The organism is Chitinophaga pinensis (assembly GCF_007896845.1).
Classification (GTDB): Bacteria; Bacteroidota; Bacteroidia; order Chitinophagales; family Chitinophagaceae; genus Chitinophaga; species Chitinophaga pinensis_C.
This window is the reverse complement of the sequence record NZ_VOHS01000004.1, coordinates 191,025-212,285: the sequence shown is the minus strand read 5'-3', so window position 1 is coordinate 212,285 and position 21,261 is coordinate 191,025. Positions and strand designations below refer to the sequence as shown.

Annotated in this window: 18 protein-coding genes; 3 read left to right on the top strand and 15 right to left on the bottom strand. The window is 44.8% G+C overall.

Annotated elements, in window-relative coordinates:
- Positions 1-35: 35 nt before the first annotated feature.
- From FEF09_RS05870 to FEF09_RS05820, 11 genes are all read right to left on the bottom strand, one after another.
- A complete protein-coding gene (locus FEF09_RS05870) occupies positions 36-950 on the bottom strand; it encodes an RraA family protein (RefSeq protein ID WP_146304244.1) in 915 nt (304 codons plus the stop codon).
- Positions 951-1,005: 55 nt separating this feature from the next.
- Entirely contained in the window at positions 1,006-2,244 is a 1,239-nt protein-coding gene (locus FEF09_RS05865) for an amidohydrolase/deacetylase family metallohydrolase (RefSeq protein ID WP_146304243.1), read from the bottom strand.
- 156 nt (positions 2,245-2,400) lie between these two features.
- Positions 2,401-3,654, bottom strand: a complete 1,254-nt coding sequence (locus FEF09_RS05860; protein ID WP_146304242.1) for an aminotransferase class V-fold PLP-dependent enzyme — start codon at positions 3,652-3,654, stop codon at positions 2,401-2,403.
- A gap of 34 nt (positions 3,655-3,688) precedes the next feature.
- Entirely contained in the window at positions 3,689-4,150 is a 462-nt protein-coding gene (locus tag FEF09_RS05855; RefSeq protein ID WP_089816117.1) for a RidA family protein, read from the bottom strand.
- 10 nt (positions 4,151-4,160) lie between these two features.
- Entirely contained in the window at positions 4,161-5,690 is a 1,530-nt protein-coding gene (locus FEF09_RS05850) for a SusD/RagB family nutrient-binding outer membrane lipoprotein (protein WP_261387352.1), read from the bottom strand.
- Between the two features lie 25 nt (positions 5,691-5,715).
- Positions 5,716-9,159, bottom strand: coding sequence for a SusC/RagA family TonB-linked outer membrane protein (locus FEF09_RS05845; RefSeq protein WP_146304240.1), 3,444 nt, complete (start codon positions 9,157-9,159; stop codon positions 5,716-5,718).
- A gap of 56 nt (positions 9,160-9,215) precedes the next feature.
- Positions 9,216-10,271 (bottom strand): FecR family protein, encoded by a 1,056-nt coding sequence (locus tag FEF09_RS05840; RefSeq protein ID WP_261387360.1) that lies wholly within the window; start codon positions 10,269-10,271, stop codon positions 9,216-9,218.
- Positions 10,272-10,316: 45 nt separating this feature from the next.
- On the bottom strand, positions 10,317-10,937 hold the full coding sequence (locus tag FEF09_RS05835; RefSeq protein WP_146304238.1) for an RNA polymerase sigma factor: 621 nt from the start codon (positions 10,935-10,937) through the stop codon (positions 10,317-10,319).
- Between the two features lie 74 nt (positions 10,938-11,011).
- A complete protein-coding gene (locus FEF09_RS05830) occupies positions 11,012-12,088 on the bottom strand; it encodes an acyltransferase family protein (protein ID WP_146304237.1) in 1,077 nt (358 codons plus the stop codon).
- A 52-nt stretch (positions 12,089-12,140) separates the two neighbouring features.
- Positions 12,141-12,833: a deoxyribonuclease V gene (gene nfi / locus FEF09_RS05825; RefSeq protein WP_146304236.1), complete on the bottom strand. Its 693-nt coding sequence runs from the start codon at positions 12,831-12,833 to the stop codon at positions 12,141-12,143.
- 297 nt (positions 12,834-13,130) lie between these two features.
- On the bottom strand, positions 13,131-13,586 hold the full coding sequence (locus FEF09_RS05820) for an SMI1/KNR4 family protein (RefSeq protein WP_146304235.1): 456 nt from the start codon (positions 13,584-13,586) through the stop codon (positions 13,131-13,133).
- A gap of 631 nt (positions 13,587-14,217) precedes the next feature.
- Here FEF09_RS05820 and FEF09_RS05815 point away from each other — a divergent pair.
- The gene (locus tag FEF09_RS05815) at positions 14,218-14,640 is read left to right on the top strand and encodes a hypothetical protein (RefSeq protein WP_146304234.1); all 423 of its coding nucleotides are present in this window, start codon (positions 14,218-14,220) and stop codon (positions 14,638-14,640) included.
- 185 nt (positions 14,641-14,825) lie between these two features.
- Here the strand turns inward: FEF09_RS05815 and FEF09_RS05810 are convergent, their stop codons facing one another.
- Positions 14,826-16,229: an alpha-L-fucosidase gene (locus FEF09_RS05810; RefSeq protein WP_146304233.1), complete on the bottom strand. Its 1,404-nt coding sequence runs from the start codon at positions 16,227-16,229 to the stop codon at positions 14,826-14,828.
- Positions 16,230-16,493: 264 nt separating this feature from the next.
- On the opposite strand from FEF09_RS05810, the gene FEF09_RS05805 reads away from it, so the two are divergent.
- Complete coding sequence (locus FEF09_RS05805; protein WP_146304232.1) at positions 16,494-17,351, top strand: flagellar motor protein MotB; 858 nt, start codon at positions 16,494-16,496, stop codon at positions 17,349-17,351.
- 59 nt (positions 17,352-17,410) lie between these two features.
- On the opposite strand, the gene FEF09_RS05800 is transcribed toward FEF09_RS05805, so the two are convergent.
- Complete coding sequence (locus FEF09_RS05800) at positions 17,411-18,139, bottom strand: carbon-nitrogen hydrolase family protein (RefSeq protein WP_146304231.1); 729 nt, start codon at positions 18,137-18,139, stop codon at positions 17,411-17,413.
- A gap of 153 nt (positions 18,140-18,292) precedes the next feature.
- Here FEF09_RS05800 and FEF09_RS05795 point away from each other — a divergent pair, with 153 nt between their 5' ends.
- The gene (locus FEF09_RS05795) at positions 18,293-20,008 is read left to right on the top strand and encodes a sensor histidine kinase (RefSeq protein ID WP_146304230.1); all 1,716 of its coding nucleotides are present in this window, start codon (positions 18,293-18,295) and stop codon (positions 20,006-20,008) included.
- A 59-nt stretch (positions 20,009-20,067) separates the two neighbouring features.
- Here FEF09_RS05795 and FEF09_RS05790 read toward each other — a convergent pair whose 3' ends face one another.
- On the bottom strand, positions 20,068-20,478 hold the full coding sequence (locus FEF09_RS05790) for a biopolymer transporter ExbD (RefSeq protein ID WP_146304229.1): 411 nt from the start codon (positions 20,476-20,478) through the stop codon (positions 20,068-20,070).
- Between the two features lie 27 nt (positions 20,479-20,505).
- Positions 20,506-21,219: a MotA/TolQ/ExbB proton channel family protein gene (locus FEF09_RS05785; protein WP_146304228.1), complete on the bottom strand. Its 714-nt coding sequence runs from the start codon at positions 21,217-21,219 to the stop codon at positions 20,506-20,508.
- Between the last annotated feature and the right edge of the window lie 42 nt (positions 21,220-21,261).

Below are 21,261 nucleotides of genomic sequence, written 5' to 3'. Positions count from 1 at the left end.
TGGAAACATTAATCAATCATAATTATTTAATCGGACTACCAGGTTCGTTTCTCCAATAGTTTGTCGAGCTCCTGACGGGTCATCGGTTTTTGCCCCTGTTGTTTGTGCTGCCATTCCAGAAATGCCTGTCTGATCGCATCCGGCCAGTTGTTGTCAAGTTCACCGGGTGTATATTTACCTGCTTTCAACATCTCAAAACTGAACTTATCTTTTATCTGAATAAAAGCAGCTATACCAATTACCTTTTCTGCCAGATGTGCCGGCACAAACACCACCCCTTCACTGGATGTTACAACAAGATCGCCGGGTAATACCACCGCACGGCCAATACGGACTGGCACATTCAATCCGGACAACATTACATTTTTCAGAAAAGAAGGATCCCAATCTCTTACCAACGCATTGAAACCTTCAATTTCTTTCAGGCCTTCGAGATCCCTTGCGGCTGCATCGAATACCACACCATTCCCGGATCGCGCATAAATAGCATTACCCAATGTAGAGCCGATCAATGTACCTTCAGCTATTTTGCCAAAACCATCCGCTACATACACATCGCCTTTACTTAATTGCTGTATCGGCCATGAATTACTATTGCCTTTAAACCCTTTCTGCTGTCCTCTTTCCTTCACATGTGCTTCTACATCCGGACGCGCAGGAATGAACATCGCTGTTACCGCACGTCCCACAATAGGCTTATTGTCATAGATCGTCTTCCACCCTCCATCAAACTGACAGTGATACCCCTCCCCTTCCAATATGGTCCATACATCGTCCAGACTGACGGTACGCGCCTGTTCAATGATGGCATCAGGTATTTTGGGTCTGCCATCAGGAAAACGTTCTCCTTTCCAGTCAGCTGTCAGGAATACCAGTTCCTCCTTTGGAATCGTCTGTGCACGCACACAAAGCGGAAGCAGGAGCAAGAGAAGAATGTGGAATAATTTCATTCGGTTAAGCATTAAAAAATTAAGCATTAATAAATTGAGGGTGACCAGCTAACGACTATTTGTGTTGGGCTGCCAGTCCGTTGAGATCATAAACAATCTTGCCGGCACGAACGGTTAATTCACAAAGTAATTTACTATCGCCTTCCATACGGGTGTTCGCATCTGTAAAACCGAATTTACCATTTTCCACACGCAGCAGCGCTATATCAGCAATACTGTTTTCAGATAAACTACCCAGTTCTTCATGGCGGATCGCCTTCGCAGCTTCTGATGTTGTTGCCTTCACCAATTCCGGCACAGACATACCCATATTCAGGAATTTAGACATTACATTCAGTAAGTCCTTCATATCACCATTCATGCTACCGGTATGGATATCTGTACTGATCGTATTCGGAAAGAAACCCGCTTTTAAGGCTGGTACGGCCTGCGAATAACTGAAGCTGGTACCACCATGTCCCACATCGAAGAGGATGCCCTTTTTACGGGCTTCAAATACGAATGGACGGAGTTTACCATTATCGTCTACAATCGACATACGACCTTTTACCTTCGCATAGGCATGGGTAAAAATGTCACCGGGACGCAGGTGTTGCATAAACAGTTCTTCCAGTGACAAGGGTGGATTACTTCCACCGAAATCGATCATAACAGGCGTTCCTGTTACTTTTCCTGCCTCTACTGCACGATCCACCGGCGCCCATTCCGCACCTTCATAATGGGCGACTTTCACACCTACTACCCACTGCCTGAAACGACGTATCGTCAGGGCCGTCATCTTACCATCCATATCAGACAAGTCCTGTTCGTAAGGCCCGCCCTGCATACCTCCGCCAACAATATTGATAAATGCCAGCACCCGGGTTTTGGAATGCATGATCGTCTGATTCAGAAACTGTTCAAAGTTGCGCCAGCCGGAACTCCCTGCATCCACCACTGTCGTAACACCACAACGGAAGGTAAAACCATCCGGTGCGATCGCATCGTAGCTGTTATTCAGATAGCGGTTGGGAGTAGTACCGATAAAGTTATGTGTATGAATATCTATCAGACCGGGAGTGACGTATAATCCTTTTGCATCAATTACCTTCTTTGCAGTAGTGACGTCTATATTTGCAGCCACCTTTGCAATCGTATCATTTAACAATGCGATATCCATGACCGCATCGATACCATTCTTCGGATCGAGTACATGTCCCCCTTTGATCAATAAGGTATATTGCTGAGCATGGACATTGACAAATAAAAGGCTCCCTGATACCAGGAGTACCAGGTATTGGATAATGCGCTTCATGTAATTACTTTTTAATGTTGAGACCTGAGTGGAGAGTGGTTTCCATATATACCCGCCGTGAAAGAATACCGTTTTAAAAACAGGGCAGAGCCGGCAACTTAGAGCTTATTATTACCAGCCCTGCTTAATCCTGTAGGTGACTAAACACACCATTTATCAACCATGCGCTTCTGACAGTGCTTTTTCTGTCAGTACTTTTTTTAGTTGTGTTGCTACTATTTTTTCCTGTCCCGGTACCAGCATCCAGGTCGTTACATTGAAAGTATGCTGGTTCGCGCCATCGGCTACTTCTATAGAAGGATTACCACTGCGCAGTTTTTCCCTGACCTCGGCAGCTGTTGCCGGGATCTTCTTAGGGTCCCAGGAGATGTGTAATGTCGGAATATGATTGGCTACCGGTGGTACCACCACTTTAGTTTCTACACCGGATACAGTCTTCACCGCATCGCTGATCAGTTTAATCTGCGCTTCCCACATTTTCCATTCCTTGTCATGATCAGTACCGAGATAGGTTTCCAGTGCGACGAGCATACCAAGGATCTCTTCCTTATTCACCTTCAATCCCCTTCCGATCGTATTACCACGCGGCGGCGCACTGAGTCTTCCGGCTTCAATGTATTTCTTCCTGCCCAAAAGCAGACCTGCACTTTGTGGGCCGCGGATACCTTTACCACCGGAGAAACATACCAGATCGTAGCCCATAGCGGTGTATTTAAACAGGTTTTCCACAGGAGGTACATCTGCCGCACAATCAATCATCGTTGGAATACCATGCGCCTGTGCAATCTTCAGGTATTCTTCTACCTGTATTTTACCATCAAAGTTGTTCGCATTCAGGAAATACATCAGAGCAGTCTTATCACTGATCGTTTTCTCCAGTTCTTCTTTTGTCTCGATGTAGATCACCTTCAGTCCCACATTCTTCAAGGCATGTGCATAAGCGATATCATGCGCTTTCTGCATGATGACTTCTGTCTTCATACCGGTTCCTTCCAGAAAAGGCAGCTGGGCGACTTTCTTTTCATCCATACCTGTCAATACACCTGCCGCTCCCAGTGTCATTGCTGCTGCTGCGCCGGAAGTAACTGTTGCATACTCACAACTTAATAGTTTAGCAATACGCTGACCTACTTTATCCTGCAATTCATCCAGTAACACATATTCTTTAGATGCGTAGTTAATAGCGCCCATCACTTCGTCCCGCATAAGGGAACCCGTCATGAATGTATATGTACCGGCCGCATTGATAAACGTGCGGATACCCAGTTCTTTGAAATAGTCTTTTGCACCTGCTGCGGCTCCGGTTGATCCTTCAGCTCCTTCAGTTAAGGGCAATAGTTTAGCGCTGCCTGCAAATGCACCGAATACGGGTATTGCAGACATATTTTTCAATAAGTCTCTGCGTTTCATATGTAAAAAGAAAAGAGTAAAGAAAAGCGTTCCTTTAGAGGGTAGCGATGCAATCCATCTCTACGAGAGAATCGCCCGGCACACCACCATAAACAGCTACTGTAGTGCGTACCGGCGGGTTGCTACCGAAACGTCCTTTGTATACTTCGTTCATTGCTTTGTAGTCATTCAGATCGTGCAGGAACACACTTACCTTCAGTACCTTGTTCATAGAAGAACCTGCCTTGATGAGCACTTTCTCCATTTCTTTCAGTACGTGGTCTGTATGCGCCTTGATATCACCTTCAAAGTGAGCACCGATACCTGCTACGAATACCATGTTGCCATGAACTCTGAAGCTGGAGAATAGCGGTACATCCTGATCATATACTATTTCGCCCTGTGGCGTGCTATCAGGTAATGCCGGAGCGGCTGCTTTCGCGATTGCGTTGATACCTGTTATACCAGCCAGTGTGGCTGCCATCTTCTTTAATACGGATCTTCTCTGGTTTTGCATGATTTCGGTATTAGTTATTTTTATCCCACCATACGCGGGTTGTCATAAGATTCGCTCCCTGACGGCTGATTGCCTCAGCCAGACTTGCGCTGTTCACACTCTCTTCAGAAGGTGGATACAGCAGACGACGTGGAATAGTACCGCCCGTAGTATTACCGGCTACATTTACCGGCGTCAGTGCAGGATAACCGGTGCGACGCCAGTTGGCATGTATCTCCTGTTCATCAAGGAATAAGGCTACCCATTTCTCCTGACCAATCATTGCCTTCATGGCTTCCGTGCTACCCGTCAGCGGATGTGCTGCCTGATAAGCCGCAATTCTCTCTGACGCAATCACACCTCCGCTACCAAACAATGCCCAGTTCCGCATAGAAGCCCCGATTGCATTGGAAAAAGCAGTCGCCGCATTTCCTTCCCACCATCCTTCTACAGCCGCTTCTGCCAGCAACAGATTTACTTCAGCCGCACTCATGATAATAAAAGGTGCATTGTATTGTAAGATCGTAGCCGGATTAGGCTCTGAATAACTGGTAAAATCAGCTGGCTTATTCAACAGACCATTTGGCATCCCTTTCTGTAAAGCGGAACTGGTATCTGCTTTACCGGCGTTCCATACGATCGCTATTACATTCAGACGAGGGTCGTTATTTGTTTTCAGTACGTTGATAAAAGTCTGCGCCAGTTTACCACCTTCGGTATTATTGTTACCATTAGCGACAGCATAGTCGTTTGACAACATACTCGCAGCAGCCGGATTACGGTTGATCGCCTGAGATCCATCTACATATTTCATTGTAGCGACATCTGCATCTGTAGTAATCACACCACCATCAATTGCTTTCTTTATCCAGGTCAGTGCAACAGCAGGAGATTTTTTGGAGATACGCATACCCAGACGCAACATCAGGGAATATGCAAACTTCTTCCATTTTGTCACATCGCCGGAGTAGATGAAATCACCCGCACCGAAAGTAGCCGTAGCAGGATTGAGTTTCGCTGCTGCTTCATCCAGTTCTTTCAACATGTCATTATAGATCGATTCCTGCGTATCATATGCCGGGGTGAAATCGTTTTCAGTATATCCTTTTACTGCTGCTGAATAAGGAATATCCCCATACAGATCAGTAATACGGTGCATGATATACACCCGGAAGATACGTGCGATAGAATGTTTGTTCACATCTGCAGGTACTTCAGGATTCAGTGCGTTGATCGTAGTGCCGATTTCATTCACCGCTGTTGTATATCCTGTTGTGAAATAGTCATATGGATAAGTACCCTGCTGGAAATAGTATTTATCACCGATACCTGGTACATCTTTATAAGTAGCAAAATGCTGCATAGATCCACCACAAGCCAATACATCGGTAGCGAAGTAGCTATTGCCAAATGCATCCAGTAAAGCCTTGCTGAACATATATTCAGGCTGTACGGTAGTAGATGCATCCGGATTGATGTTCATTTCTTCAAATCCTTTATCACAGGATTGAAAAGTCAGCATAGAAGCGACTGCTGTATATATGAGAAAGTTAAAGCGCATTTTCATCCGTAGTAGTTTTAAGAGATTAGAATTTCACCATCAGGTTAGCACCAAAGCTTCTTGTACGAGGCATACCAAATGCTTCGAAGCCCTGTGCGTTGCCATTTGTGTAGCTGGATTCCGGATCGAAGTTGTCAGTCTTTTTGTAAAGGATCAGCAGGTTACGTGCTACGAAAGACAGGGACGCACTCTGTACAATCTTGAGTTTAGCAACCGGGATCTGATAACCTAATACCACCTGACGTAATTTCACGAAACTGCCATCATACAGAAAATGATCAGTGTAGTTCTTCGTGTTATCGTAGTAGAGACGCAGGTTTTCAACAGGGATTGTATTATGATATTCGTTTCCTTTTTCATCCACGCCATTCAGTTCAATACCATTCTCTCTACCCACCAGTGTTTTCTTGTGCAGACCGAAACGGGTAGCATATACATCTGTACCGGAGAATACTTTGTTACCGAATTTACCATCTACAAGAATGTCGAGGGACAGACGTTTGTAATTAAAAGTATTACTCAGACCCATCGTCAGTGGTGGTACACCTCTTCCTAATGCTTTCAGTTCACTCTTCTGTTCATAGCCTGAAGTGCTGTTATAAACGGTCTGTCCTTTTTCATTCTGTACCGTTGTATACCCCATGATGATACCATAAGGTTGTCCTACTGTATTGTGTACAAATGCCCAGCTACCTACGCTTGTTGCCATCTGCAAGGTATTCAGACCTGCTGCCAGCTGTTCTACTTTACTCACGTTGTAAGCCATGTTGTAGCTCACATTCCAGGAGAAGTCCTTACGCTTGACCGGGGTACCTGTAAGGAGTAATTCCACACCTTTGTTAGAGAGTTTACCCACGTTCAGCAATGCATTGTTATAACCAGAAGCGGTAGAGATCGCAGTGCTTACGATATCATCTGTTGTTTGTTTTTTGTAGTACGTCAGGTCAATGCCTAATCTGTTATTCAGGAACTGCGCTTCACCACCAACTTCATATGTCGTAGAGGTCAATGGTTTCAGGGTAGAGTTGGTTACCAGATTTACAGCATTGGACTGTGTTACCTGTTGAACCGGACGACCGAGATGACCTCCCTGTAACATTGTATATGTCTGATTCAGGATATATGGTTCAGGCGTTGCACCGCCTACCTGTGCCCATGAAGCACGCAGTTTTGCAAAGCTGATCGCCTTTGGCATCTTCACCGCATCGGAGAGGATGAAACTACCACCTACTGATGGGTAAAGGATACTGTTGCTCTGCGGACTCAGCGTAGAGAACCAGTCCTGACGGGCAGTGAAGTTCAGGAAGAAGATGGATTTATAATCCAGATCCAATGAACCAAACACTGAGTTAGTGGCTACTTTACCTCTTGTTGGCGTAGTAGTAGAGGTGGTCAGGTTGGTTGAGCTGTAGAAGAAGGGAATGATAAACTGTGTACCAGCGATAGCTGTCTGATTGGTATTGAAACGACGCGCATTAGCACCGAGCAGGGCGTTTACACCAATATTACCTGCGATCTTGGTGTTATAACCGGCTGTTACCATAGAGTTGGTTTCAGCAACAGAATTTCTTAGTTCACTGTATTCACCTGCTGCACCAGTTGTGTACACGGTACCGGTTGGAATGATACCGATATAATTGTAATCAAAAAAGTCACGGCTCACTGTTCCTTTTACATAAAGATTTTTCAGCAGATCGTATTTGATACTTGCCTGACCAATAAAGCGGTTTTTGGTATCATTATTTTTGAATCTGTTGACAACAAAATAAGGGTTGGAAGCGTAGGCTGTTTCGTTCCACTGAATCTCGCGGCCGGTTTCATCATAACCCGGATCCATCCAGCGTACATCTACTGTGTTGGCGACCATATAAACGCCCCAGTTGGGGTTACCGGTGGCATCCCCGGAACTGGGACGGTTGGTTGCATTCTCAACATTATATTGCGCTATTGCTTCTATGCTCAGTTTTTTACCCAGAAAAGCGTTCAGATTCAGGTTCGCAATTTTCTTATCGAACTTTGAATTGGGGATGATCGCTTTACTGTTGGTGTTTGAGAGAGAGAAGCGGAAATTTATTGCTTCACTACCACCGTTGAATGCTACTGTATTGGTGAAGGTAGATCCGGTACGGTAGAAGTTTTTGATATTATCTTTCTGTGGTACATAAGGATGCATTTTTCCATCGAAAGCGATGTATTCTGTACCATCCATTTTAGTACCCCATGAACGGCGGCCATAAGTGATGGCTTCTGCCTGTGAAGTTGGTTTCAGCCCTTTATCACCCTGACCATATTCATACTGCCACTCAGGCAATACAGCAGGCGATTCCAGTGTCATGGTCGTATTGTAATCCACACCGATACCTTTGCGTGCACGACCTTTTTTAGTGGTGATCACAATTACACCATTTGCAGCACGGGAGCCATACAATGCAGCTGCAGAACCTCCTTTCAGTACACTGATCGTTTCGATATCATCCGGGTTGATACCACCGATACCATCCCCTCTGTCTACGTTTTGTCCGCCACCACCAGTAGTAGGCGCGCCACCCGGTGTGGTATTATCGATCGGCATACCATTCACTACATACAGTGGCTGGTTATTACTACCAAGAGAGCTGTTGCCACGGATGATCACACGGCTGGAACCACCGGGACCGCTGGCCAGACTGGTTGCATTCACACCGGGAATCTTTCCGCTCAGTGCATTGGCTACGTTCACTTCACGTGCCTGTGTAAACTCACTGCCTTTTACTTCAGACACTGCGTATACCAGAGCTTTCTTTTCCTTTCTGATACCGAGCGCAGTAACGACTACTTCGGATAATGATTCATTTGATTCTGCGAGACTGATAGCCAGTGGTGCATCCGCATCGGTTACATTCACTTCTTTTTTAGCAAAGCCCATAGAGCTGATCACGAGTACGAACGGAGGTGTAGCACCTTTGAGATTCAACTCAAAACTACCATCCGGGCCGGCCATTGCAGCGACATTGGAATTACCTTTCAGTACAATGCTGGCGCCGGGCACTGGTGAACCATCAGGACCTGTCACTTTACCTTTCAGTTTATCAGCCATGAGACTGTTCACATTAAGTATGGTGGAAGCGGAAGGTGTATATATAGAATATTGTGTTTTATTGACACGCATATAAGCAAGCGCAAAGTCAGATAAGAGCAGGCGTAATGCCGCTTCTGTCTCCATGCCTTCTGCTTTTTCCATTAGTTCTGCTGATATTAGTTTCCCATCCAGTAATCCCTCTTTATAAGCGATACGGACATTCTGAAATTTCTTTAGCTTTATTAAAGCTTCTTTAAGAGACACAGTGGCAGATACGTGTTTTACAGGGATCTTATCAGACTGCCTCATGGCATACATCGAGGGCGTCTGTGCACTGGCAGATATGGCAATACCTGGCAGCAGGGCACAAGAGAGCAGCCCCAAAACGAGATTTTGGTTCAAAATGTTCATAGTTTTTTTTTACGTGTCCTGGTATTCCCGCGTTAAACGTGTGTTTTTCACACTGTTTACTTTCCTGAAGCGATGACTAATTCCTTCTCTGAAGGCTGTTCAATTTTGACGTTGAGCGTAGTGGTAATTACAGTCAATAGTTCTTCTACGTTAGCTACGTTAATATCTCCCTCTATCTTTAGCTTTTTGATGGATTGTTCACTGACCTTTACAGTATAACCGTAATTATCCTGTAATGTCTCTATTATTTCTCCTAAAGTGGCATCTGTAAACGTCAGTGGTACCTGTATCCAACGTCTGATCGATTCTGGTTTGTTTATTTTTTTGGTTAGCAATAAATGATTGTCTGCATACTCGATATAATCTCCAGGCAACATGACCACTGCTTTGGGTGCAGTTGGTCCTTCTTTGAACCCTACCTGTATTTTTCCTGTTACCAGTCCTACTTTTGTTTTTCCGTGGCGGCTTCTTACATTAAATGAAGTACCCAGTACTTCGATGGTCAGCCCGTTGCTGTGTACAAGGAAACGCTGACCGGGTCTTACATTGGTGGTATCCCTGTTCAGGTGCTTAACATCGAAGAATGCTTCTCCGTCTATCCATATTTCCCTCGGAGCGACGGTATCCCATTTTTCCAGAAAGGAGATTGAAGATGTAGCGTTCAATGTTACCACTGAATGGTCGGGCAGGGTGATCGTTCTTTTTTCGCCGTATCCTGTTGCGATCATCTCCATGTGCGGCCTGTTCAGCTTACTGTAGATCAGATATCCGCCGGCAGTAGCTACCAGTGCGATAGCGGCTGCTCTTACCCAGACATTCATTCTGCGGAAGATACCCGGACGACGGGATTCTTCTGCTGCAATGGTAGCAGTGATCCTATCCAGCAAATGCGCCTTGTTGTCCTTATTTTCCCAGATTTCCTGTGAACGGTAAGTACGGATCACGCTGACAGCAAAATTGAAGTTATCAGCAACTGAAGGGTACTGTACAGGGAATTCGCTCCAGAACTGTGCTATAAGAACATCCTGCTCTTTGCCTGATACCCATTTAATGAAGGCATCATCATCAAGGAAATTCTCCAGTGTATACGTCGTATATTTTTCATTGTTCATCACGATATCCCCTATTTACTACTATTAGACATGACATGGTTGAAATTATCCCTCTGCTACCGGAATTTTTTTAGAAAAATTTCTAAAGAGGAATATCATTATGCTGAGGAAGGTCAGGAAGCGTTTATCTGACACTTTATGAAGGTTGTCGAGGGCCTTATATAATAATTTATATGTGGAGCTCATATTAATGTCCATAATGACGGATATTTCCTCATAGGACATGCCTTCATAAAAACGGAGAAAGATGATTTCCTGCTGACGGGCAGGCAGTGTATTAACAAGTGCAATGACCTGATTTCTGAGTTCCTGTTCTTCCTGACGAAAAGAGGCGTCAGGTATAAAATTAACGGCAAAAGTTCCCTGTCCGGATGCATTATCCAGTTCCACAAATTTTGACAGGGATTGTATTTTACGAAACAATGTAGAGCGTAACGCTTTATACAGGTAATTCTTCACGGAGGCCGGATTGCCCAGACGTGTACGGGTAGTCCACAGTCTTACAAAGAGATCATGTACTACATCCTGGATCAGATCCGCATCCTGCGTAAATTTGCGGCCGTAATTGTTCAACAATTCATAAAACTCACCGTAGAGCGCAGTAAAAGCGTCCCAATCCCCCTGTTTAAACGCATTCCACCATAACACGTGACTCTCCGATTGCATTGGCAGTTAGTTTATCAAGACGATTCCTAATAATACAAAAAAAATACCGCCCGTTGATAACATTTTCGTTCACATCAGATTTTTACGATAATATTTCTTTTATACATGATCCATACTGGTATGAACATCAGGAGGACCAATGTGATCGCGGCTGCAAGGGATGCATTGAGCGGAGATAAAAAACTGCCGTATGCATGGAACATGCCACCTGACATGCCTTTAAATATCATCGGAATGGCGCCTGATAAAACATAAGCAGTAATAGCATTCCATCCAAAGGCCACAAAAGGTGGTGTGATACTTTTGTACTGCTGCACATCGATCAGCCAGTAAGAAAGTGCAAGGCCCATAGCGGCGAGGCCACCGGTATACAAAACAAAGGAACTTGTCCATAGTGATTTATTGATCGGGAAAAAGCCATCCCAGATCAGTCCTGCGAGTACGGACAAAAAACCTGCAGCAAATAACCACGACACCTTTTCCGCATCTGCCACATCTTTTCTGCGTAGCCAGTCGCCGGTCATAATACCCAACAAACCTGTCGATATAGCAGGTAATGTACTGAGCAGACCTTCCGGATCCCAGGTACGGGCCTGTTTCCAAAGATGTTGTTCACCAAGGACAGTCCTGTCTATCCAGGCAGCGAGATTGGTTTCCGGTTCCAGATTGGCCGGACCGTAGCCAGGCACAGGCACCACTGTCATCAGCAGCCAGTAAATTACCAGAAACGAAAAACAGAGCCATATACGGGTCTTAGCGCCCGTTTTTAAGTACAGTAAGGAGATAACAAGGAAAACGATAGAAATGCGCTGTAATACGCCTAAAATTCTCAGATTGTGGAAATCAAATGAAGGGATCAGACGAAAGGCGAGACCGATGGCAAAAAGTATCGCCGCCCGGCGGATGATATGGATGATCAATGAGGCATGTCCGCTGACATCCGCCTTCCGGCTGCTCAGTGCAAAAGTAACGGACACCCCGACCATAAAAAGAAAGAAAGGGAAAACAAGGTCTGTAGGTGTGCAACCATTCCATTTTGAATGTTCCAGTGGTGGATAGACATACGACCAGCTTCCCGGATTATTTACCAATATCATGGCAGCAACGGTTAATCCGCGAAAGAAGTCGAGCGATAGGAGCCTTTGTTTCATTGACGTGACGATTTAGTTTCTGGTACCTGTTAAGATAGCAGAATAAATTTTATCACAAAAGCGCCTTCCCTTCATTTTCTCTGAATGCAATAAAAGCTTCTCTTCCGTAATGATCTGCCTTGCGGGTCGTTTCAGGCAAACGGTAGCTTACGCACATTTTCAGCACCAATGCGGTAGCTGTCTCCAAAGATATTTTATGTCCGGTGGAAACAAATACCGGGCTGATGCCATTCTGTGTTCTGAGGGCATTGCCAATATGTTCTCCGTTGTCTTCTGCCAGCAAAGGACTTACAGCACCTCTCTCTGCCGCCAGTGCTTCATATTTTCCAAACAGGCGGGTCTTACCACATCCGAGTGTTGGTACATCCAGCAATACACCCATGTGACAGGCAAGTCCGAAACGACGGGGATGCGCCAGCCCTTGTCCGTCGCAGACAATAATGTCAGGCCGGCGTTCCAGTTTCTTCCACGCTTCCAGTAATACCGGCATTTCCCTGAAAGAAAACAGTCCCGGGATATACGGAAAAGTAACCTGCATACAATGCGTGGCCACCTCCACTACTTCCAGTGTGTTAAAATCAAGTAAGACGAAAGCACCGGCAATGAGATCGCTTTCTTTGTCATACTCTACATCAACACCGGCAATGAGTTTTATATCAGCAGAAAGCTGGTCTGTCCGGATCACCCTTGACCGCAGCTCTTCCTGTAATTGGATCGCTTCCTGTTCTGTGAGAATATTGTTCATGATAAATTTCCTTTACTTCCAGCATGTTTCACCCCGGCTGGTTCCAGCCCCCTGATCAATCAACCAGACTACACGAAAATGAAATGTATTATTACTACTGGCGCTCTGATATCAGCATTTGCCCGCTCAAAAGAACATAGCAGGAGTTTTAAGGGAATAATAACTGAATCGGACAAGTGCTGCTCTTCAATGGAAGGCGGCAGAATCTGATACGCCGCCTGCTGTATTATGTCTGGCTATCTGTCCAATGCCGGACTTGTAAATTATCAGATGTGACAAAAGTAGCGTAACAAACCGTTATTTCTTAATAACGCCATCAAACTTTAATACTTTATTCAGCTCTTCTCTGATCAATTGAGAAAAGGAAGGTTTAAAAACATCAGCCTTACCTGCATCCAGTACATACACGACAGGATCATCTTCCTCTGATGCACAATCAAAGAAATAAGAGGAAAGCCCCTGCCACTGACCGAAGAAGAAGTGACTGTCTTTTATTACAAAAGCTGTAGTACCCATATCTCCCAATGATTTGATCGCATCTTTCCTGTTCTGTGCCAGATAGGCTACTTCGCTGGAATAGTTTCTAAGAATACGCCCCTTTTTCTTTCCGAAAACAGAGATGAATTCTACATAGGCCAGAGGAAGCTTCACATTATACTGTAACTCAATTGCTTTAATCTCTTCTGCATTAACTCCCTGAGGATCACCCAGGTGTTTTGGATATTGTTGTAAAAAATCCAGATACGTTGCCATGTGATAATCTGATAATAAAGCATAATATTAATTATTTTTTCCATGAAACGTAGGAATTTTTCCACGCCCTGTTGCGGCTGGTATAAGATCCTATTTCAGCTGGTTGAAATAGCTGTTGTTAATGGAGAGAGGGGGTAGTTGCGCGGCTATAAAGGTGGACTTGAAGTGGAATTGAGGTGGACTTGATACAGACCTGCGCACGGGTTAGATTGCATCTGAATGCCTTCAGACACTGAACAGATGACAATCATCAATGGAGAAAAGGAAGTGAGGGAAAATATGCAGCTGGGTCAAATAATGGAAGAAAGGCCATTCGTACACTCCTTATCCCAAAATAGATGCCAGAATGTAGTGCATTCTACACACAATTATGCAGCAATACCACATGAGCGCGACGCACTCACACCCCTAATTATTAGGACTCAACACATTAAGCAGCGCAGTCAAATTTTATCAACATCTACTGAATTACCCTTTTCTGACTGCTTCTCCGGTCAATGTCACGCACGTATAAGCATATATCAACCTTCCGATACGGATTGCAGATTCTAACCGGGTATGCTTACAGCATACGAAACTGGTATGATTTTACGCGTTATCAATTAAGCGTTCACCATTAAAAACGGACAGGATGAAAAAAACTACCGCGGATGTTGCTGTTATTGCAGGAGTAAGTGTTATTGCCGGATCTCGTGCTACATTGGCGCCGGCATTACTGTTTCCAGAAAATAAAGTACTGACGATGATGGCTGCCGGTGAGGCTTATGTGGATAAACTACCGGGTATAGGTGACAGAATAGCCCCATCCGGACTCGTTGGACGCGGCATATCAGGCGCCATTACCGGAGCGATAGTGAGTAAACGAAGACAAAAGAATGTATGGCTGGGAGCGCTTGTAGGTGCTGCAGCCGCCTGTGCCGGGGCTTATGTGACTTATTATGCGCGAAAGAAAATAGGCCAGATCACCCGTACCCCCGATCCTATCGTTGGATTGATTGAAGATGTGACGATGATCTGCCTCGGTAGCATATTATTGGACGACGACCGAATATAGACTATGTATAAACCTGGGGCCGTCCACCTTCGGCGGACGGCCTTCTTGTGTAAGATGATTCCTGTAGCAGATATAATACGTAGTAAAATAGCTATTAGAAAGGCTTCATCCTTCGTTGATCCTTCGTTTATAAACGAAGGATCAACGAAGGATGAAGCCTTTCTAATAAGCTTATAAGTAGTAAACTATCTTCTTTCATCGAAAACGCCAAATTCTGCGATAGCAGGAGCGTCTTTGAATTCGTCGATCAGGATACGCACTTTACCACCCCATACTCTGTTAAAGCGGTGAATCTTCACGCGACCACCGCCTTCGCCTTGCGTTAGTGGTTTCCACACACCATTTTCATTGTATTCGAGGCGGTATTTTTTGATATTGCTGCCGTCTTCAACGATAGTGATCATGTTGAAGCTTTTATCTTTATCAAAGATAACTTCATACCATGGTTGTTTCACAGCAGGGTTAGACTGCCAGCTGGTACCGAAACGGTCATCATTTGCGAAATCCATGATATTCATGTCATTGCTCCAGCTGGAATTGCTACGTTGGAATTTTGCGATATTAGAAGAAATGATCGGTGCTTCAGCCGGTGTAAGCGCAGGCATAGCACCTGTATTTTTCCAGCGTTTTCCTACCTCTTCCAATGCCTTCACAGCGTTAGGATCAATCAGACCATCACGGTTAGGCGCTACGTTCAGGATGAAGTTACACCATGCTTTGTTCAGAGGAACCAGAATATCATCTACCAGTTTTGCCGGATCTTTTACAGGCGTAGCCGGGAAATCAGATTTCCAGAACCATGCGCTGTTGATCGGCAGGCAGGATAATGCCGGCAGTCTGTTTGCTTCTTTGGAGATGTGCTGACCTGCACCCTGCTCATAAGACTTGATATCGGTGTAAAACAGGGCTTCTGTCGGATATTTTGCCGCGTTGAGGTCCATTACCAGACAGTTAGGCTGCAGGGTCTTAATGAGGCGATAAACCTCCTCAAATGGCACTTCATCATAAGAGATCCTTGACCATGGAGCATCCCATCCGTCGATAATGAGTGCGCTGATTTCTCCGTAGTTGGTCAGCAGTTCGGTCAGCTGTGCTTTTACCATGTCGATGTGCTGACGGGTAATGTCATGCGGACGGAGTTTGTGATGGGTATCCAGAATGGAGTAATACAACATTACTTTCAGTCCTTTAGCCCTGAATGCGTTTACATATTCTCTTACAACGTCTTTTTTGTAAGGGCTGTTCATCACATTATAATCTGTCGTCTTTGTATCCCAGATACAGAAACCACTGTGATGTTTGGTGGTCAGACAGCCATAACTCATGTTCGCTGCTTTTGCAGTTGCTGCCCATTGATTACAATCCAATTTTTTAGGATTGAACAGTGATACCGGTGCTTCCGGATCAGGCCAATCCTGATCAGCGAATGTTGGAATGTTAAAGTGGATAAACATACCAAAACGCAGATCAACAAATTCCTGTTGTAATGTTGCGAGTGGTTTTGCGGTTGATTTTACCTGCGCCTTTAACATGGCCGGCATTGCCAGCAGCATGCCCAGTGCAAGACGCAAAAAGAAAACATTCTTCATAATGTCTGAATACGATTTTTAGATTTTGAGACCCGAGAGTTTGTGGATAAATGAAATTTCTACAGCTACTAAAATAGGACAATCAGATTAGGCTTTTCAGCTATGAGAAGACAATATAATGAATTGCGAATTTCCCATTAGTTGATGTCTTTTAACAATTTATCAGGAATATACATGATTGCGTAGCAAAAAGTGGCATGGTGTTGGATTTATGGGCATTAAACAGGACAACAGCAAGAGTCATTAAAAACAAACACAATTTATATGAAACTTAGATTCATAGCACTATCATTATCCCTTCCGATTTTCTTATTTTCCTGCGTGAGCACGAAGAAGTTTAAAGCTTCTGAGGCGAAGTATGCGGAACTATCATCGCAGTATGCAAGCTTACAGGGTAAACTGGAAGATTGCCAGCGCAGTCTGCGTGATACCGCATCTGCTTTTGAACGCAGCAGAAACGTAAATGAGGAAAGAGTAGAAGGGCTTAAACAAAATAACAGCACCTTACTTAATCAGTTGAAAGACCTTTCTGTAATCAGTAATTCACAGGCAGAAAGCATCAAAAAATCACTGGATAACATCGGGGCTAAAGACGCCTACATACAGGACCTGCAGTCTGCGATTGCACGTAAAGACTCACTCAACATGGCACTCGTAATGAACCTGAAAGGTGCTATCGGTAATCTGGACGACAAGGATATTAACATCAAAGTGGAAAAAGGCGTAGTGTATATCGATATTTCCGATAAAATGCTGTTTGAAAGCGGTAGTTATGACGTTACACCAAAAGCGAAGGAAGTACTCGGTAAAGTGGCTAAAGTGCTGTTAAACCAACCGGATATCGAATTCATGGTAGAAGGTCATACCGACAGCAATCCTTATAAGAAAGGTGTATTACTGGACAACTGGGATCTGAGTGTGAAAAGAGCAACTGCTGTAACAAGAGTACTGCAGAACGACTACAATATTCCGCCAGCTCATATCACTGCTGCGGGTAGAAGTGAATATCTGCCAATTGCCAGCAATGATACACCAGAAGGCCGCGCGACTAACCGTCGTACACGTATCGTGATTCTGCCTCAGCTGGATCAGTTCTTCAAACTGCTGGAGAAAAAACAATAATCATCCATTTCATTATAGCAAGAAGGAGCGTCTCTCTTAACGGGGGACGCTTTTTTTTGTCAGATAATGACTGACATCGCAGTACGGGTGTCTGTATCCAGTATCAGAATCCCTTCACTGGTGGCATCCAGCTGTTCAAGGACGGCACCGGTACTATCCCATACAGCAGATTTACCGGCGCACTGGAAACCGTCCGATTCACCCACGGCATTAGATAAGAGGACCATCATATCATATTCACTGCCTATTCTGGACAAACGGTCAAAGGCATTCTCAATGCCACCCGTAGATTTTACAGAACTGGCGAGGTAAAATTGTGCACCACATTTGTAAGCGTCCTCTACATGTTGTGGAACGGATAGCTCGTAACAGATGGCCAGCGCCACATCTCCATCTTCTCCCAGCAGACTGATACTGCTTTCTCCGCTGACGAAATAAGGATCTTCATCCGCATGCAGGTATTTCTTCGCATATACATTCCGGCTTTCCTGCGGCCGAAACAACACCATACTGATCGTAATACCCGCCGCCGTTTTTAACGGTACCCCTACTCCGATGGTAACCGTTTTTTCATCACTGATATCCTGAAAGACATTTAATCTTTCATCATGCAGTTCTGTGGCCAGTTCTTTTGCCAGGGTGGGTTCATAACCTGTGATAGATAATTCGGGGAAGATGATGGTATCTGCGCCATTGGATACCGCGAGTGCGATGATCTTTTTATGATTTTCGATGTTACTCAGGATGTCCCCTTTTACCGCTCTTGCCTGCGCTACGCAAAGTTTCATAGTCTAGTGAGTTTTTAAATGGACGCCTAAAAGAATAAAGACTAATCTAATCAATAAATGGCGATCAGATGCTATAAAATTTTAAAGAATATACGCTGAATAATCCGAAATTTGGATAGGAATGCAAGTTCAATTTTCCGTAAACTGAGGACGATGGAAGTACAACATCTTTTAGGCACGAATGAGGCCCGTTTAAAGGCTGTTATTGAAGCGACCCCGGAATGTATCAAGATTGTGGCTCCGGACGGTACGCTGCAGTTTATGAACAAAGCAGGGCTGTGCATGGTGGAAGCCACTGAAGCACAAACTGTTGAGGGATGTTGTGTATTTGATATCATCGCTCCTGAGTATAGGGAAAACTGGATAGAAAAGCATAACAGGGTATGCAATGGTGAAAGCCTGAACTGGGAGTTTGATATTATCGGTCTTAACGGCACCCGCCGTCATATGGAAACACACGCCGTTCCTATGCCCAATGGAGATGGCACATTTTCACAACTGGCTGTTACCCGTGACATTACAGCAAGAAAACAGTCAGAACAGACACTAAAAAGGCATGATATCATCCTCAGGGGGCAGAAATATGCATTGGAACAGGCGGTACACGGCAAGCCCATCAAAGAAGTACTGGAAACACTGGTAAAAACAGTGGAAGATCAGTCAGATGGTTCTTTAATGGCTTCCATTCTGCTGATAGATCCGGAGGGAAGACGAATGTTACATGGTGCATCCCCCAGCCTGCCGGCAGCTTACAATGAAGCTGTCAACGGCGTAGAGATCGGCCCGGCTGTAGGCTCCTGCGGAACTGCTGCCTTCACCGGCGAAGAAATTACCGTACAGAACATTGCCAATGACCCGCTATGGGCCGATTATAAAGAACTGGCCTTATCACATGGCCTGCGTGCCTGCTGGTCTATACCGATCCTTTCTTCGCAACAGCGACCACTCGCAACATTCGCATTGTATTATACTACTGAACAAACACCTGCTCCCGAAGACAGAGAGGCCGTAGAATTACTGGCGAGGACAGCCGGTATTGTAATAGAATGGTACAGGGAAATAGCAGAACGGAAGGCATTGATGGCACAACTGGAAACCCGTGTCAGAGAGCGGACCAATGAACTCAATAATGTGAATGCGGCCCTGCAGAGTTCCAATGATACGCTGAAACAGTTCGCACATGTGGCCAGTCACGACCTGAAAGAACCTGTCCGCAAGATCAAGATATTCACATCAAGGCTGCAGGATGAAACAGGCCATTTACTGAATGAAGGAGGGAAGACCTATCTGGATAAGATCCAGTCTTCTGCAGAGCGTATGTCTACCATGATAGAAGGTGTACTCAACTACTCCGTTCAGAACGGCGCCCGGCAGATCAATGAGCAAATCGACCTGAATCTCATTATAGAAGAGATCAGGAATGATCTGGAAGTCCTGATCCAGCAAAAACATGCAGTCGTAAATGCCGGTCCGCTACCAGTCATAGAAGGCGACCGTATACTGATACACCAGTTATTCTATAATCTACTGAATAACTCACTGAAATTCACCACTGAAGAGGAGCAACCTGTTATCAGCATCGGGGCGACTCCGGTACTGCAGCATCAAGAAGCCTGTTACAATATCTTTATCACTGACAACGGAATAGGCTTTGATCAGCAGCAAAGCGAAAAGATCTTCGATACATTCACCCGGTTGAACTCAAAGGACAAATACGACGGTACTGGTCTCGGACTGGCCTTATGTAAGAAGATCGTACAACGTCATCATGGTACCATAATGGCTAGCAGTGAAAATGGGAAGGGCGCTACTTTCAGTCTGATACTACCTGTTGTGCAACCGGCATCCACGGAGCTCCAGCCGGTATAAAAAAAACGGTCCGGAACAGCATAATGCCATTCCGGACCGCGGTATAATACATTGGTTTATTATCCTTTACTCTGTGGATTAGCTGTAGCCAATACCACTTTTGCACCGATTTCACGGGCTACTTCCATCACTTTCACCACTTCTTCCACCGGCACTGTTTTTTCGGCATTGATAACAATGGTAGGATCCACTGTTTCACGTCCCAGTGCTGGGATCAGCATTTGTTTCAGGCTTTCGAAAGGTACTTTGTTGGTACCTACGAAGAATTCCTTTTTATCATTGATGCTGACAACCACCGTTTGTTTAGCTTTCGTGTTGCTTTTTGCTTTCGGCAATGTCAGCTTGATTACATTCGGATTGGCCAGAGTAGATACGATCAGGAAGAACAGCAACAGAATGAACAGGATATCATTCAGTGCGCCGTTGTGCAGCTCCACATGCCGCTTGTTTCTTCTATTGCGTAAGTTCATATTTTACAATTACAGATGATCGATGATTTATCTTGTTGGTTCCTGCAAAATATCAATGAACTCTGCTGAAGCTCCTTCCATTTTATTGATCACCTTATCAATCTGCGCATTCAGGAAGCTGTAACCAATGTAGGCTACCAGACCAATGATCAGACCAGTAGCGGAAGTGATCATCTTTACATAGATACCACCTGCGATAGTACCGAGGGTGATATCGGATGTGATGGAGATGTTAAAGAATGTCTGGATCATACCTGCGATAGTACCCAGAAACCCGAACATTGGAGCGATACCTGCGATAATGGACAGAATCACCAGATTCTTTTCCATCTTATAGATTTCCAGTTTACCTACGTTCTCCATGGATTTCTCGATACTCTCGATAGGTTTACCTATACGTTGTACCCCTTTGTCAATCATACGTGCTATAGGACTATTGGTGTTTTTTGACAAAGAACGGGCAGCGGAGATATTGCCATTAGAGATATGATCTCTGATCATCGGCATGAAGTTATCTTCCAGCTTACCAGCTTTGGAGATAGTCAGATATCTTTCCACGAAGGCGAAAACGGCGATCACGGAAAGTATACCCAGAGGTATCATCAGCACACCACCTTTTGCCAGCAGGTCGAGTAATCTGATTTGCTGATCGGCTGCAGCTGCAGTAGCCGCTGTGGCAACTGTGTCTGCCTTTGGCTGTAATAGAGAATCCTGTAATAATGTAACGAGTCCTAAGAGCATGAATAAATTTTTAACCTTGCAAAAGTATATATTTCAAATGCA

What these genes read in the sequence shown, in the direction of transcription:
- FEF09_RS05870 (WP_146304244.1), bottom strand. Translation starts at nt 950, where the DNA reads ATGAAATTATTCCACATTCTTCTCTTGCTCCTGCTTCCGCTTTGTGTG.
- FEF09_RS05865 (WP_146304243.1), bottom strand. Translation starts at nt 2,244, where the DNA reads ATGAAGCGCATTATCCAATACCTGGTACTCCTGGTATCAGGGAGCCTT.
- FEF09_RS05860 (WP_146304242.1), bottom strand. Translation starts at nt 3,654, where the DNA reads ATGAAACGCAGAGACTTATTGAAAAATATGTCTGCAATACCCGTATTC.
- FEF09_RS05855 (WP_089816117.1), bottom strand. Translation starts at nt 4,150, where the DNA reads ATGCAAAACCAGAGAAGATCCGTATTAAAGAAGATGGCAGCCACACTG.
- FEF09_RS05850 (WP_261387352.1), bottom strand. Translation starts at nt 5,690, where the DNA reads ATGCGCTTTAACTTTCTCATATATACAGCAGTCGCTTCTATGCTGACT.
- FEF09_RS05845 (WP_146304240.1), bottom strand. Translation starts at nt 9,159, where the DNA reads ATGAACATTTTGAACCAAAATCTCGTTTTGGGGCTGCTCTCTTGTGCC.
- FEF09_RS05840 (WP_261387360.1), bottom strand. Translation starts at nt 10,271, where the DNA reads ATGAACAATGAAAAATATACGACGTATACACTGGAGAATTTCCTTGAT.
- FEF09_RS05835 (WP_146304238.1), bottom strand. Translation starts at nt 10,937, where the DNA reads ATGCAATCGGAGAGTCACGTGTTATGGTGGAATGCGTTTAAACAGGGG.
- FEF09_RS05830 (WP_146304237.1), bottom strand. Translation starts at nt 12,088, where the DNA reads ATGAAACAAAGGCTCCTATCGCTCGACTTCTTTCGCGGATTAACCGTT.
- nfi (WP_146304236.1), bottom strand. Translation starts at nt 12,833, where the DNA reads ATGAACAATATTCTCACAGAACAGGAAGCGATCCAATTACAGGAAGAG.
- FEF09_RS05820 (WP_146304235.1), bottom strand. Translation starts at nt 13,586, where the DNA reads ATGGCAACGTATCTGGATTTTTTACAACAATATCCAAAACACCTGGGT.
- FEF09_RS05815 (WP_146304234.1), top strand. Translation starts at nt 14,218, where the DNA reads ATGAAAAAAACTACCGCGGATGTTGCTGTTATTGCAGGAGTAAGTGTT.
- FEF09_RS05810 (WP_146304233.1), bottom strand. Translation starts at nt 16,229, where the DNA reads ATGAAGAATGTTTTCTTTTTGCGTCTTGCACTGGGCATGCTGCTGGCA.
- FEF09_RS05805 (WP_146304232.1), top strand. Translation starts at nt 16,494, where the DNA reads ATGAAACTTAGATTCATAGCACTATCATTATCCCTTCCGATTTTCTTA.
- FEF09_RS05800 (WP_146304231.1), bottom strand. Translation starts at nt 18,139, where the DNA reads ATGAAACTTTGCGTAGCGCAGGCAAGAGCGGTAAAAGGGGACATCCTG.
- FEF09_RS05795 (WP_146304230.1), top strand. Translation starts at nt 18,293, where the DNA reads ATGGAAGTACAACATCTTTTAGGCACGAATGAGGCCCGTTTAAAGGCT.
- FEF09_RS05790 (WP_146304229.1), bottom strand. Translation starts at nt 20,478, where the DNA reads ATGAACTTACGCAATAGAAGAAACAAGCGGCATGTGGAGCTGCACAAC.
- FEF09_RS05785 (WP_146304228.1), bottom strand. Translation starts at nt 21,219, where the DNA reads ATGCTCTTAGGACTCGTTACATTATTACAGGATTCTCTATTACAGCCA.